At 46.5% G+C, this 13,250-nt stretch carries 15 protein-coding genes; 5 read left to right on the forward strand and 10 right to left on the reverse strand.

What is annotated here, in order from left to right:
* The first annotated feature begins 95 nt into the window (after positions 1-95).
* Positions 96-755 carry an NAD(P)H-binding protein gene (locus tag JGK20_RS25630; protein ID WP_293213628.1) on the forward strand — a complete coding sequence of 220 codons (660 nt, stop codon included), beginning with the start codon at positions 96-98 and terminating at the stop codon, positions 753-755.
* Between the two features lie 172 nt (positions 756-927).
* Here JGK20_RS25630 and JGK20_RS25635 read toward each other — a convergent pair whose 3' ends face one another.
* Positions 928-1,077 carry a hypothetical protein gene (locus tag JGK20_RS25635; protein WP_293184545.1) on the reverse strand — a complete coding sequence of 50 codons (150 nt, stop codon included), beginning with the start codon at positions 1,075-1,077 and terminating at the stop codon, positions 928-930.
* A gap of 605 nt (positions 1,078-1,682) precedes the next feature.
* On the opposite strand from JGK20_RS25635, the gene JGK20_RS25640 reads away from it, so the two are divergent.
* Together JGK20_RS25640 and JGK20_RS25645 are read left to right on the forward strand one after the other, a co-directional pair.
* Positions 1,683-2,387: a glycoside hydrolase family protein gene (locus JGK20_RS25640; protein WP_293184574.1), complete on the forward strand. Its 705-nt coding sequence runs from the start codon at positions 1,683-1,685 to the stop codon at positions 2,385-2,387.
* A 650-nt stretch (positions 2,388-3,037) separates the two neighbouring features.
* Positions 3,038-3,235, forward strand: coding sequence for a hypothetical protein (locus JGK20_RS25645; protein WP_293184548.1), 198 nt, complete (start codon positions 3,038-3,040; stop codon positions 3,233-3,235).
* 46 nt (positions 3,236-3,281) lie between these two features.
* Here JGK20_RS25645 and JGK20_RS25650 read toward each other — a convergent pair whose 3' ends face one another.
* The gene (locus tag JGK20_RS25650) at positions 3,282-3,626 is read right to left on the reverse strand and encodes a Dethiobiotin synthetase (protein WP_293184551.1); all 345 of its coding nucleotides are present in this window, start codon (positions 3,624-3,626) and stop codon (positions 3,282-3,284) included.
* Positions 3,627-4,192: 566 nt separating this feature from the next.
* Here JGK20_RS25650 and JGK20_RS25655 point away from each other — a divergent pair.
* On the forward strand, positions 4,193-5,476 hold the full coding sequence (locus tag JGK20_RS25655; RefSeq protein ID WP_293232595.1) for an SGNH/GDSL hydrolase family protein: 1,284 nt from the start codon (positions 4,193-4,195) through the stop codon (positions 5,474-5,476).
* 146 nt (positions 5,477-5,622) lie between these two features.
* Here the strand turns inward: JGK20_RS25655 and JGK20_RS25660 are convergent, their stop codons facing one another.
* The 5 genes from JGK20_RS25660 to JGK20_RS25680 form a co-directional block, all read right to left on the reverse strand.
* Positions 5,623-6,438, reverse strand: coding sequence for an MlaE family lipid ABC transporter permease subunit (locus tag JGK20_RS25660; protein ID WP_293232597.1), 816 nt, complete (start codon positions 6,436-6,438; stop codon positions 5,623-5,625).
* 336 nt (positions 6,439-6,774) lie between these two features.
* The gene (locus tag JGK20_RS25665; RefSeq protein ID WP_293184555.1) at positions 6,775-7,809 is read right to left on the reverse strand and encodes a patatin-like phospholipase family protein; all 1,035 of its coding nucleotides are present in this window, start codon (positions 7,807-7,809) and stop codon (positions 6,775-6,777) included.
* Between the two features lie 263 nt (positions 7,810-8,072).
* Positions 8,073-8,702: a methylthioribulose 1-phosphate dehydratase gene (gene mtnB / locus JGK20_RS25670; protein ID WP_293184558.1), complete on the reverse strand. Its 630-nt coding sequence runs from the start codon at positions 8,700-8,702 to the stop codon at positions 8,073-8,075.
* Positions 8,703-9,057: 355 nt separating this feature from the next.
* On the reverse strand, positions 9,058-9,630 hold the full coding sequence (locus JGK20_RS25675; RefSeq protein WP_293184578.1) for a haloacid dehalogenase-like hydrolase: 573 nt from the start codon (positions 9,628-9,630) through the stop codon (positions 9,058-9,060).
* A gap of 222 nt (positions 9,631-9,852) precedes the next feature.
* The gene (locus JGK20_RS25680) at positions 9,853-10,674 is read right to left on the reverse strand and encodes a Crp/Fnr family transcriptional regulator (protein WP_293184560.1); all 822 of its coding nucleotides are present in this window, start codon (positions 10,672-10,674) and stop codon (positions 9,853-9,855) included.
* Positions 10,675-11,030: 356 nt separating this feature from the next.
* On the opposite strand from JGK20_RS25680, the gene JGK20_RS25685 reads away from it, so the two are divergent.
* Positions 11,031-11,885, forward strand: coding sequence for a DALR anticodon-binding domain-containing protein (locus JGK20_RS25685; RefSeq protein ID WP_293213622.1), 855 nt, complete (start codon positions 11,031-11,033; stop codon positions 11,883-11,885).
* 175 nt (positions 11,886-12,060) lie between these two features.
* Here JGK20_RS25685 and JGK20_RS25690 read toward each other — a convergent pair whose 3' ends face one another.
* Genes JGK20_RS25690 through JGK20_RS25700 form a run of 3 tightly spaced genes read right to left on the reverse strand, consistent with a single transcriptional unit; the run spans position 12,061 to position 13,111 of the window.
* Positions 12,061-12,306 carry an ATP-binding protein gene (locus tag JGK20_RS25690; protein ID WP_293184566.1) on the reverse strand — a complete coding sequence of 82 codons (246 nt, stop codon included), beginning with the start codon at positions 12,304-12,306 and terminating at the stop codon, positions 12,061-12,063.
* Positions 12,307-12,816, reverse strand: coding sequence for a hypothetical protein (locus JGK20_RS25695; protein WP_293213625.1), 510 nt, complete (start codon positions 12,814-12,816; stop codon positions 12,307-12,309).
* 40 nt (positions 12,817-12,856) lie between these two features.
* Positions 12,857-13,111, reverse strand: a complete 255-nt coding sequence (locus tag JGK20_RS25700) for a hypothetical protein (RefSeq protein WP_293184570.1) — start codon at positions 13,109-13,111, stop codon at positions 12,857-12,859.
* Between the last annotated feature and the right edge of the window lie 139 nt (positions 13,112-13,250).

Raw genomic sequence — 13,250 nt, forward strand, 5'->3', positions numbered from 1 at the left:
ACTTTCATCACACCGAACTCTTGCGACTCCAAGGCGGTAGTAACAACAAATGTAAAGCCGTCCTGAAAGGACGGGGTTTCAAACCCATTTTTCTGATGAAAGCATTTGTAGCAGGAGCGACAGGTCAGACTGGCCGCCGAATCGTCGCAGAATTAGTCAAGCGTGGCATTCCAGTGCGTGCCCTCGTCCGAAATCTAGAGACAGCGAGGCAGATTTTACCACCGGAGGCAGAGTTAGTTACCGGCGATGTATTAAATGCCACTTCTCTGGGCGATGCGATCGGCGATAGTACGGTGTTGCTGTGCGCGACGGGGGCGGCCCCGGGTTTTGACCCGACTGCGCCTTACAAGGTGGATTTGGAGGGTACTAAAAATTTGGTGGAGGCAGCTAAGGCTAAGGGAATTGAGCATTTTGTGCTGGTGACTTCTCTGTGCGTTTCTCAGTTTTTTCACCCGCTGAATCTGTTTTGGCTGATTCTGGTTTGGAAGAAGCAGGCGGAGGAATATTTGCAAAAATCCGGCTTGACTTATACGATCGTCCGTCCGGGCGGTCTCAAAAATGAGGATAATTCAGATGCGATCATCATGAGGAGTGCAGATACACTGTTTGAAAGCAGCATTCCCCGCAGTAAGGTAGCTCAAGTCTGTGTGGAGGCGCTGTTTCAGCCTGCTTCTCGCAACAAGGTTGTGGAGATTGTGGCGAAGCCGGAGGCCCCGCAAAAGAGTTTTGAGGAGTTGTTTGCTGGCGTGGTTTGATTGAATTAGGACTGGTGCACTGGTTCCCAGAAACCGGGTTTTTTTACGAAAATACGCATTTACAGCCAACAATTTAGGTAAAAAACCCGGTTTCTTTAGTCCCTGGTAGCGAACCAAGAAACCGGGTTTTTTTACGGGTAAATCTAAAACTTGTACAGCGAAGTCGAAGTATCTAAAATCTAAAACTTGTACAGCGAAGTCGAAGAATCTCAAATCGGCTGACGCACCCGCGCCCAAGTCCCATCAGTACAAACCGCAGAGGAATTGCCAATTTTTCGATCGCCAAATCTGGCAAAATCTTAAGAGCTTGACAATCCGCCATTGAAATTTCCCCTTCCCCGCATGATGAAAACTCTCAAGTGGCCAGCTTGGTTCCCCTATCCGATTTCGTGGTTAAGGGCATTTGCTCTCGCTCAGAGTTTTAGTTTTGTCCTTCGCAGGGGCATTCCTTTCGCCAACGACGATATCGGCTTTCTGGCTCTGCTGCTGGCGGCTTGGCTGATTCAGTTACCTTTGTTCTTTGTCGCTCACTTTTTGGTCGTCAAAATCCTCAATCCCTTGCTGACTGTGCTGCCGGGCCGCTTTCGAGTGGCGCGCAAGTTCAAGCGGCGGCATACTGGAGTGCGATCGCACTTGCGAGAAGGGTTGAATGCTGTAGTAGTGATTTTTTTTGCATTCAATCTGGCGCTGTTGGTGCAAATGGCGATATATTATTGGCCAGCGCGATCGATCGATCCGGCGCAAATGCTCGCAGGAATCTCCACTCTCACAAATGTGGCGATCGCAGGTGAATTCGATTTCTGGCTGGTAAAATTGGCAGGAGCTTTATCGAGTTTAACGCTATTAGCCGCGCCGCTATACCAACACGATTTTCGCGTGCGGCGGATGCGGGCGGATCGAAAATTAGCCGAAATCGCCGAAATGGAAATGACTGCATTTGAAACCGAGAAACTGCGCCGCCGCCAAAAAAGTTTGCTGAGGCGATCGGAACTTCAAATTCTCGGATTTATAATTGTCATCGGCGCTGTAATTAGCTGCGCTGTTTTTTTGGTAGCAAATTTGCGGGGAAATCAGCAGTTTTCGCAGTCTGCGAGCGAGGTGAGAAAAATGCCACCGCTGGCTATGAAAACGGGCGATCCTTACATTCGAGCTTTGATGCGGACTATTTCTGCTAGCGAGTCCAATGTTTCTCGGCCTTATCACGTTGTTTACGGCGGAAAATATGTATTAGATTTGAGCCGTCATCCTGACTGGTGCGTGAAGATTGTTAACGGCCCGAATGTTGGCAAATGTACTACGGCGGCGGGTAGGTATCAATTTTTGACTTCAACTTGGAAAGATAAAGCGAAGCGCTATCATCCAAAGCCTGGTAATTTTGTATTGTGGCAAGATTACAGTTTTGAACCGGAATATCAAGATGCTGTGGTTTATGCTTGGTTGAGCGATCGCAAATTTTGGAAAGCCGATATTCCTGAGATGTTGCGACAGGAAAGATTAACTGATGTTTTGCGGATGCTGTCGGGAACTTGGACGAGTTTGGGATATGGAATTGAGAACAATTCTATGAGTTCAAGTTTGCCGAAAGTCTACCAGAAAGTGCTGCGAGAAGAATTGGCAAATGCTGGTTCTTAGGGAGTTATATCGGGAGCATCTCATTTTTGGAAAAAGCATTTTTTTTTACAGTGCGAGCTTAAGAGCTCGCGTGCTATATATAGCACGCGAGCGGGGACAGCACTACAAATGCAAAACAGAGATGCACCCGTTATATCAAATAGGTTCGTAGTGCGGACTTAAGTCCGCATATTAGGACTAAAGTCATCACTACGAAGAGTTTGTTGGCGATCGTGGGGGGGAGTTATCGGGGCAGTAAGGCCTGTTGCCGGAGATTTTATGCGGTGACAGGCATGACTGTCTCATGTAGCTAGTGTCGGGAGCATCTCATTTTTGCAAAAAGCATTTTTTTTACAGTGCGAGCTTAAGAGCTCGCGTATTGTACAATACGCGAGCTCTTAAGCTCGCACTACTACAAATGCAAAACTGAGATACACCCGCTAGTGTCTGTGTCGCAGCGGGCGATCGGCTTAAACAAACACTTTCTGTAACAAATTAATAAGATTTGCGATGGAGTTTGATAAGAGTTATGATACAGTTTAACTCGATCCCTGACTATCGTGAATAATTATTTCATGGTTTCATCCCTATTACCAATCCGAGTAACAATATAAATATTGAGCAAGCCCCGAGAAATTTGGAGGCTCTACGGATCAAATAAGGATACAGCTATGTTTTGCCTGAACCGAGAAACCAGACATTTAGGGCTAGTCGAAACCAGCAATAGGGAGATGCGAGGCTCTACAACCTCGGCTGCTAAAAATATCCGCAGAGTCCGATCGCGAGTGTATAAAGATGAGGCTTTAGTATCGGCCTCCCTGGCGGGACTTCCCGCTCTTTTAGCATCCCTAGAAAGCTTTCGCGAGTAGAGTTTGACAATTTCTCTTGTTGAACGTCGGGAGTTGACTTAGCTAATTATTGCCAGACTCCCGAAAAGATATTCTTGACTCCGATCGCAATTCTATTTAAGTCTTCTTTCAGCAGGGGCGGCCAAGAAACTCCTCTGGCCCGTCCTGCTTCAAATTGCAGCAAACTGTCTGCGGAGAGTAAATGGAGGGCCGAGATTAATTGGCGATCGAGCATTGGAGATTCTTGAAGCCCTTCAAACAATATTTTTAAAGCTAATAAAATCGATGTCACCTGTCCCGGTACGGGTGGCTGGCCTTCTTTGAGGCGCATCAGGAAGGCGTCGGGATTTTTCTTGGTTTCCAGGGCGGTTCCTTGGTCGATCAGAAAACTGCGGGCTGTTTTGTAATCCATTTGACGTGCGATCGAGTTCTTGCAATTAATCAGCAAATATTATATCATCTTTTGTCGCAGTATATTTGTTAATATAGCAGAATCAAGAATCAACAAGCAACTCGTAAGGCGCGCACTGTACAGCCGAAAGCTACTCGTGAAGTCCGCATTCTCATCTACCATACAAGCTCTCGGAAGGTTCGCATTGCACAGCCTACAGCTACTCTTGCTAGTTAGGGTTCAACAGTTGACAGTTGACAGTTGACAGTTGACAGTTTGAGAGCGACCTCTAGCTAGAAGGAAGAGGATTGGAGTAATGAATAGTCTGATTTTAATTTCTCCCTCACTCGTGAGAGGCTTTCAACCAATTATTTCTGGTAAGTTTTAGATAACGGAAAAATCAAACAATGGCAAAACGGCCGAAAAATAGCATAAACTCCCAGATTTATAGATACTTGTGGCTACTTGTGTTGTGTTTGAGCTTCCTGTTAGTTCCGGCTCTCAGAAAAATAGCTGTCGCCACCCCATTTCCCCCGCCCGCTCCTCTTGCAAATAATGCTAGTTTTGGAGCGGGAATTCAACGAACAATGGGGTTACTTGCAACCAGCACTCCCACAGAACGCCACCAAGTACGCATCCTATTTTACGGTCAATCCATCACTCAGCAAGATTGGTGGCAAGATGTAGTGCAGGACTTAAAAAAGCGATTTCCCGATGCAGATTTGATTGTGGAAAATCGCGCAATCGGAGGATTTGCCTCGTCTATTTTAATCCGTCCCAGCGAACATGATTTGTATCCTTTTTATCCAGACTTGCTGATTTTCCACGTCTACGGAGGTGAGGAAGATTACGAAGCGATAATTGCCAATGTCCGCCGCCGCACTACTAGCGAAATACTCTTGCATTCAGACCACATAACCTGGATTCCGACAGGTAAAAACGACAATGAAAATGAAGTCAAAGGCTACGAATGGCACAACACTCATTCTACCAAATGGTTGCCTGAGTTGGCAAATAAATACGGCTGCGAAATCGCGGAAATTCGCACACCTTGGCTCAGATATCTGACAGACAATCGCTTGCAGCCAAAACAGCTATTGAGCGACAGCATTCACCTCAACGCTTGGGGGAATTTTCTGCTAGCTGCTCTCATTAAACCCTACCTGCGATACAACCCAAGTTCTCCTCAAACAGCGCAGCAGAATTTAGTCAAAACTTATACAGTGGGCACTGATGTTAAGTGGCAGAATGGCAAGTTAGTTTTGGAGTTTGAAGGGAATCGGATAGATGCGATCGCCGATCGAAGCTTCAACGGCAAGGCAATTTCTGCTAAAATTGCGATCGACGGCAAAAAACCCTCAGAATTTCCCGAACTTTACAGCATCACCAGACCCAGCATTACTCTCGGCGTCGGTTGGCCAGCAATCATCCAAGTATCCAATCAAAAACCGCTCATCGTCGAAGATTGGAAAGCTACAATCACTGAGATTAACAGCGATGCTACCAAGTTTAAATTTGACGTAGTAGGTTCTCAAACAGGTTACGACGGCAGCGGTACCAACGACAAAATGTTTGTTTCAAAATCGGGCCGCGTCGCGATCGAACCGAGAAACTGGTGGCTGCAAAATGCCTATGAATACTCGAAAAAGCCTACTCCGAAAGGCTTTGAGATTTCGTGGCAAGTTAAGCCGATGTTTGTTGATTCATACATTCCGCCACAAATTGCAGATTCAAGTCGCGAATATCCTACAACATTGGCTCAGAATTTGAGCAACTCCAAACACATCCTCGAAATCGTCCCCGAAACAGACGGGACAGTTCCTATTCAAGCAATTCGAGTTTATCGCCCTCCTTATATTCCGGCGCCATGAAGAAGGACTAAAGTCCTCACTACGAACTTAATTTATGTAGTTATTTCTTCAACCTGCGGAGGCAGGTTTCGTTTGTATAGACGCGGTTTCAACCGCCGAGTTTTCTGTATAGACGCGGTTTCAACCGCCGAGTTTTCTAACAACAATTACCCCCCGCTTCTCGTAATTCCCAACTCGTGAAACATCAACAGCGATAAAAAGAAATCCGCCACAAAAACAAACACCCAAGAAGTCACAACCGCCGCCGTTGCAGCTTGGCCTACCCCTTTCCCTCCGCCCGCCGTCGTCAACCCCCAACCGCAACCGACAAGCGCAATTATCAACCCAAAAATTACACTCTTAATTGCCACAGTTACTAAATCCCAAGGCCCCAAAAAAGTCCGCACCGATTCCAAAAATACCGAAGGTTCCAACTCATAAAAATTAACCGCCACAAACAACCCGCCCAAAATCCCCACCGCCACCGAAAAAATTGTTAAAATCGGCAACATGACACAGCAAGCTATCACCCTCGGGACTACCAAATAATCAACGGGATTTGTTCTCAACATATACAGGGCGTCTATTTGTTCCGTCACCTGCATTTCTCCTATCTCTGCGGCAAAGGCAGAACCTACTTGTCCCGCCACCACGCCCGCCGTTAAAACTGGTGCTAATTCGCGGCAAAATGCCACTGCAAAAGCACCTCCCACCGCCCCAACCGCCCCAAACCGAATCAATTCTCTCGCGGATTGAACAGTAAAAATCATGCCTGCAAAAAAGGCTATTAGCAGCACGGAGCGCAAAGAATCCAAGCCTACTGTGACTAAATGTTCCATGATTTTGCGGCGGTCAATTTTGCCTTGGAGTAGGCGCAGCAAGACTTGGCCACCTAGGAACAGCGTCACTAAAAAACGCTGAAACCACCTGTTCTTGAAGGTTTCATCTAAATGTCGATCGCGCTTTTGGTAATTTTTAACCAATGACTGACTGCTGGCGATTAATTGCAAATACGGCGAAGCACTGCCACTACTGAGATTTTCGCCAATTGTACAGCAATTATTGCACAATTTGTCAACATATAGCGGTTATCACAAAAATGAGGTACGTTGTTGGGCTTTAGCCCCCTAAGTTTAGTAGTTATATGAGCTGTCTGTTATACCTCATCTTTTTGAGAAAGGCTATATATTTTTTAAGTCTGCCAGCCCTGCGGTTGGTAACTTATACAAAAGGTATGCAGTTGCACAAAGCGCGCTCTTTATAATATAAGCTAAGAGCGCTGAAGCGCAACTACGTACCAAAGAATTAATTTCTATTGATTACTCGGCAAGCAACAAGTCGATAAACTTATCCAACTCTTCATTATACTTTTGGGCTTGCTCCTTGCCAATTCTTACCAGAGTTGATATTTTATCTGCCGAGGCGTCATCAATCGGCAGCCGCTCTTCGTCACTTAAATCTGGAGAAATTCTCAAATATTGATTGGGTTTGTCAATGGCATCAAAAATTTGGATAATTTGATAATCTATAGTTTCAGCAACTCCCGTCATCATGATATTAATCAAAGGCTGAACCCACTCAATTTTACCCCAATTTTTCACTTCCTCGTAGGGGAATTTTTTCTGAGCTTGTCCCGTCCCCAGCGATAAAATTACCATATCTTTTGCTGTCGGGCCTTTGTCGGAGCGAGTCTCGGGAATTCTTAATTTATTTCTCACTTCGGCATAGGCACAAAGTGCGGGATTGTTGGCGAATACTCCTCCGTCAATTAAAGCATAGGATTCGTTTGTCAAAGAGTAGATTTTGGGAAGTTCAAAGTAAGAGGGAGCAGCAGATGTGGCTCTGGCGATATCTCTGAGAAAATAGTCTGCTGCTGGATATTTTTTAGCATCTATTTGATTGAAAAAATGAGCTTTTCTCCTTTCGACATCGTAACTGGAAATTAAACAAGGTTTCAGGAGTTGGCTGAGTTTGCAATCTTTGAAGTTTTGCCAACAGAATTTTTCTAACGCATCGCTCGGATATTTCTCATCTATCAAACCGTCTAGAGATTCGAGTGTTTTCAAAAATGAACTTTGAAAAAAGTCGATGCCACTATCGATCGAAAAATTAACCGCGTCTTGGGCAGTCCACTGAGGCCTGCTGGAATTTTTTGCATCCGGAAACAAATAGAGACAGGTTAAAATTCCTCCCGCACTCGTGCCGGCGATTAAATCAAAATAGTCAGCTATTCTGGCATCTGAGTTGCCGCTTTTTTGTTGTAGCTTTGACTCTAGGGTGACTCCAATTTGCGCGGGGATAATCCCTCTAATTCCGCCTCCATCTATCGATAAAACTCGGGTATATTTAGCCATGTTTTTGCCTTTTCTCGATATTTGCTAGTTCGTTACCAGAAAGAATTGGTTGAAAGCCCCAAGCCCGGGAGAAATTAAAATCAGACTATTCATTACTCCAATCCTCGGACTTAAGCGTAGAGGTCGCTGTCAACTGTCAACTGTCAACTGTCAACTGAATGAAAGTCCCGGACTAAAAAACTGGTTGGACGCGATATTTAGTGGCAAGCTGCGCCTCTGCACGCCCTAGAAATATTAGATTTTGCGTCCGAGACTGGCCCAATCTAACATCTCAAATTTAAGTTTAATTGGCTGGCTGCGAGGGTGTAGCGAAAAATATATTCTACAATTTCTACATAATTGTAGGCGGCGGCGGTTGAGTCTGCCCAGACTGTGATGCCGTGATCGCGAATTAACAACGCGGGTACAGAGGGTACACAAACGGCGAAATATTCACAAATTTCCTTGGCTATTTTAGGCACTTCTAAATAATTTGCAAATAGGGGTATCGCCACCTGTGGGTTTTCCTCCCACACCCCCAAACCTTTCAGCATTTCGATCGCAGGTAAAGGCACTGAATCATCTGCTGTTAGCCGAGAAACTAAATTTGCCTCGATTGAGTGTACGTGATAGCAAGCTTTAGCGCCTGGAAAACAATCGTAAACGGCTAAGTGAATGCTGGTTTCGGCGGAAGGGCGGCTGTCTGGAACGGGTTGTTCGACGATCGCGCCTTCGGAGCTCATTCTGATAAAATCTGAAGGGGTTAACTGCCCTTTCTGGCGGCCGCTAGCAGTAATCCAAAAACTGCCGTCTGGTAAGCGGGCTGAAAGATTGCCAGCAGTCCCAGCCATCCAACCGCGATCGTAAAAATGTTTGGCTGCTACAATTAAATCCGATCTCACATCCTCACTCATTCTCTACTAATCCTCAGTTTTTTATCTACCTTTTACGTTAATAGGAATTGTGCTGGCATATCTAAGTGCAGGGTGTGCAACGCGCACTTTACCAATAGACAAGATTGCATAAGTCTTCGATCGATCCTTCAACCGCAGATGTCAGACAGATAAACACAGATAAACGCAGATAATTTCAGGGTGTTTTCCGATTTTTGCAATTCAAGTCTAATACACATACCGCAGCCCTATGCCCCATGCCCCATGCCCCATGCCCCATGCCCCATGCCCCATGCCCCATGCCCCATGCCCCATGCCCCATGCCCCATGCCCCATGCCCCATGCCCTATGCCCTATGCCCTGTTTGGCCAATAGTTTAGTTGCAATTCCATTGCTGGGATAAATTTTCCAACACGTCAAAAAAATTATCCCATTTAGTATACGGCTTTTGCTGTTCGTCTAGATATTCGGCAAGCCGATCGCGCGCAAACACCGAGTTCGCCTGCAAAGCCATGTTAAAATCCGTCAGCGAATCTCCGATGGCCACCTGTTCCTGGGCTGGGTGCTGCGCCATCACTCGCACCTTAGATACCAATTCTGTATCTCCTTCAAACTCAGAATTGACTTGCAAGTGAGGGCCGCTAGCGTCCACATCTACAGCATAAATTGCGATCGCCCGGTGTGCCAAATCACCCATAACCGTCTCTACCATAACCCGCAGGCCGCCCGAAACGATCGCAAAATCCACCCTTTGCGCGTCCAAAAAATCCAGCAATTCCACCAATCCCGGCCGCATCAGTTGTCCCCTAGAAAATTCCACAATTTCCCCATAACATTCCGAGGGAATAGACTCTAGTAACTGCCGCACTCCCGAGCGCAAACTGATCCTTCTCGCGTACATTTCCGGCATCAGTTGAGACGACAATTCCGGTGCAAAATGCTTGAGCATTGCCACAAAAGTTTCTTCAACAGTTATCGTGCCGTCAAAGTCGCAGAATACCACCCGTTGCTGATTGTTCGGGATTGGAGATTTTTGCTTGTCCGACATCATTCGCACCATTCGAGAACGAGAAAAGTTTACAAAACTCATCGTACACCGAAGAAGCAAGAAGCAAGAAGAAAACAGCCATACTATAATAGCTAAGTGCTGTTAGCAATCACCCGCAGGATTTTATGCAGATTCTTCGAGATCGTCATCGAGAGAATCGTCGAAATCTTCATCGAGATCGTCTTCGAGATCGTCTTCGAGGAATGCTTCTACATCCTGCTTTTGATTTTTTGTCTTTTGGGGAGTAGCCTTAGCAGGCAAACAGATTAAATTATCATCCTCAGTATTAATCAAACCTTTCGATCGCAATTTGCCCATCAGCCGCGTCACCGTTACCCGCGTCGAGCCGATGGCGCTGCCAATTTGAGCGTGAGTCAAGGCCCAAGGCAGCCGATAGCCCCGAACCACATCCGGTTCTCCCTCACCTACGTAGGGTTCGCCGAACTCTTCGATCAACAAAGTGAGAAAACCCAGCAATCTGTCGATCGTCCGGCGCTGTCCCAAAGTGCTGAGCCAGAGAAGCTTTCGCTGGTGCTGGTAGCGAAACGCATCCAAAATTTCCCGGCGGAAGTGAGGCCAATTATCCAAATCGTGCCAGTACATCCACACTACGTGAGTGTGATCGGCGTGGGCGTAAGCTTGGAGCGTAAAGGGAGACTGAGCAACCAGTTCAAAGGGCTGACCGGCGCCGACGAAGCCCAAAAAAGCTTCTTCTGTAGTTTTGGAAACGGATTTGGACTTTGTTGCAGCGGCGCTAACTTGAGCGCTACCGACGAGCCGCACAGAACCTTTCTGGACTAAATAGAGCAGTCCGGGTCTGGCGGGAATCTTCTCGTCTTTGCTAAAAGTCCGGCAGCGGTAGTGTTCCTGGGCCCAGTCGATAATTCGCTGCCAGGTGATAAACGGTCGATCGATCGTTTCTAGAGGTGTGGAAGTTGATTGCATAAGTGAGGCTCTGGGATATATTTAGTTAGTGAGAAAAACAGCTTTTGCCTGCATTGCGATACTAAGTGAGACAACCAACCCCCCATTGAGCTGACACGCTTCTTAACTGTGCTGACTCTTCTCAGTTTCACCTAAAAACTCAATGTAGCAAAAAATACATGAAAATGGTAGAATTCGGCAATGAGTCGATCGTAAATTATTGTATATTTACCCCAAAAATCGCTAGAAAGCCCATTCCTTCGATGTGAACTCGCCCGGGCGAGCCGATCGACTACCTTTGACATCAGCAGTTTAACGTACAAAGATAGCGCAAGTGGTAACAGTCTCTAGGCACTTTTACTGCAAGAATAGCCGATATGGATACATTAAATATATCCCAGTGCCCGGAAGTTACAGTGAAGTGTTTTTTGCTCTTAAGGTTTCTCTTCGCGATCGAAGAGCAAGGCACAACGAGCGAAATTCCGTTAAATCGGGCTAAAAATAGGGAGCGGGTGGTGTACGTGTCTGCGATCGCCCTGAAATGGGCTGCAACTTGGGACCAGACACCGCAGGCGATCGCCGCACAGTTGGCTGAAATTCTCAAGCCGCTGTGTTGTCCAGATTTCGCCGTTCAAGTCGCACCGTCAGGAATAATTGAGCTAGAGCTGACTGATGCGGGTTTAGCTTTCTGGTTGCAGCGATTAGCTCAAATTCCCCTCCCTGTTCCAGAATATCGCACTTTATCTCCTGTTATATCCGCCGATCGGCTGTTTCCGATTCAGTACAGCCACGCACGCTGCTGTTCCCTGCTGCGAATGGCCGATCGCGATCGGTTAATTGCGATCGCACAGCCGAATGTCACCACAGCGCCGCAAATTTGGTCGCTGGCGGCCCCAAATCCTATTCCTTGGGTTGACGAGGGCGATCGTCGGCTGCTATTAGTAGCTCCAGCAGAACGCAGTTTAATTTCGGAACTGATCGCAGTGCTAGACTGTTTAGCTCCGGTTTTTGAGGCAAATCAACCCGAAAAACCTGTTAATTATTTCAAATTAGCCAATAGTTTGAGCGCTGCATTTCAGACTTTTTACAGCCAGTGCCGAATTTGGGGCGAAGTCAAAACAGAACAGCCAAAACTCGCCCAAGCCCGATTGGGTTTAATATTGGCAACTCAATCCTTGCTGCGGTTTATCCTAGAAGAGCTATTAAATGCCATTGCTCCTATAGAACTTTGATTGCACTCATAAAAAATGTTTGTAGTGAGGACTTTAGTCCTCATAAAAGTTAGGGGACTAAAGTCCTTACTACAAACCATTTGAAAACTAGCGCTACTGCGATCGCCGGATGGACTAGCGCGATTACATCTGCGATTTCCATACTGAATATCTCAAGATCGTGCCTGCATCTAGTTTAAGGCGTTGCAGGCGACAGTTGCTCTTCTTCCAGTTTTGCGAGCGGCAGCGTTACGGTAAATTTACTACCGACATCTTCTTCACTGCTCAACGCAATTTCGACGCCGTGCAAGTCCACACATTTTTTAACAATGCTCAGCCCCAGTCCTGTACCGGGAATTATACCGACATTTTTCGCACGAAAAAATGAATCAAACAGCCGTTCTTGGTCTGCCAAAGGTATGCCAATTCCGGCATCTTGCACCTAAAAAACAGCCTCGGTTTCAGTTAGTTTTAATTCAAAAACTACTTCGGTATTCGGAGGAGAATACTTAATAGCATTAGACAGCAAATTGCTGAGAATGCGCCGCAGCAAGCTAGCCTCCAAACAGGCAATCGCCGATTGACACTGATTCACAAAAATCAGCGTCACCGGATCGTTTTGAGGTTTCAACTTCAGGCTGTTCTGAAATTCCGATACCAACTCTTTACAAAACTTTGCCAAGTCTAGCGGTAGCAAACAAAGCGCCATTTTTCCTGACTCAGCTCGACCCAGCAGCAGAACATCATTAATCAAGATCACCGTGACTCCCATATTCTTGAGATACTTGCACAAAGCGTGCAAATTATTCACCAAATCTTGCCCGCGCATCGAAATCTGATAGCCATAAATACTGTCAATCATCACAATCCGCGTCTTTTCCTGTTCCACCTCTTGGCGTACCATACTCGCAAACTGATCCGGCGAATACAGCAAAGGTTCCACAGGTATCACCTAAAGACTTCCTTGTGCCATCATCGCCCCAACCGGGATGTTAACCGATTCGCAGCGGCGCAGCAGAGTAGAAATTGACAGCTTGGACTCGATCGATAATCTTTTGTGTAGTCGGTTCTCGTTCCACCTCCGACGGCGAGAAAATGTCGTAGGTTTGAACTTCGGTAAAAAATTCTGAGGAGGGGCTCAAATCGAGGAAGGCCATCGCCTCCATGTCAAAACCGAGAGTTTCGGCATTGGCGCGCAATTGCGCTTCCGGTTCTCCTAAAGTAATAAACAGGGGCGTTTCTCCCACAGCCACACCTGCGGCCAAAAAGTGAAAGCCCAGGGTTAGGAACTGTAACTTAATTTATGGACAAAGCTACCCATCCTTGACTATTTGGGTAGCTTTGTCCGCAACTCGGGCGATCGCACGAGACTATTTGCCCCTGGTT

This window comes from Microcoleus sp. PH2017_05_CCC_O_A (genome assembly GCF_020738785.1).
Taxonomy (GTDB): Bacteria; Cyanobacteriota; Cyanobacteriia; order Cyanobacteriales; family Microcoleaceae; genus Microcoleus.

What these genes read in the sequence shown, in the direction of transcription:
- JGK20_RS25675 (WP_293184578.1), bottom strand. Translation starts at nt 9,630, where the DNA reads ATGCTCAAGCATTTTGCACCGGAATTGTCGTCTCAACTGATGCCGGAA.
- JGK20_RS25655 (WP_293232595.1), top strand. Translation starts at nt 4,193, where the DNA reads ATGGGGTTACTTGCAACCAGCACTCCCACAGAACGCCACCAAGTACGC.
- JGK20_RS25680 (WP_293184560.1), bottom strand. Translation starts at nt 10,674, where the DNA reads ATGCAATCAACTTCCACACCTCTAGAAACGATCGATCGACCGTTTATC.
- JGK20_RS25635 (WP_293184545.1), bottom strand. Translation starts at nt 1,077, where the DNA reads ATGGCGGATTGTCAAGCTCTTAAGATTTTGCCAGATTTGGCGATCGAA.
- JGK20_RS25685 (WP_293213622.1), top strand. Translation starts at nt 11,031, where the DNA reads ATGGATACATTAAATATATCCCAGTGCCCGGAAGTTACAGTGAAGTGT.
- JGK20_RS25650 (WP_293184551.1), bottom strand. Translation starts at nt 3,626, where the DNA reads ATGGATTACAAAACAGCCCGCAGTTTTCTGATCGACCAAGGAACCGCC.
- JGK20_RS25645 (WP_293184548.1), top strand. Translation starts at nt 3,038, where the DNA reads ATGTTTTGCCTGAACCGAGAAACCAGACATTTAGGGCTAGTCGAAACC.
- JGK20_RS25630 (WP_293213628.1), top strand. Translation starts at nt 96, where the DNA reads ATGAAAGCATTTGTAGCAGGAGCGACAGGTCAGACTGGCCGCCGAATC.
- mtnB (WP_293184558.1), bottom strand. Translation starts at nt 8,702, where the DNA reads ATGAGTGAGGATGTGAGATCGGATTTAATTGTAGCAGCCAAACATTTT.
- JGK20_RS25640 (WP_293184574.1), top strand. Translation starts at nt 1,683, where the DNA reads ATGACTGCATTTGAAACCGAGAAACTGCGCCGCCGCCAAAAAAGTTTG.
- JGK20_RS25665 (WP_293184555.1), bottom strand. Translation starts at nt 7,809, where the DNA reads ATGGCTAAATATACCCGAGTTTTATCGATAGATGGAGGCGGAATTAGA.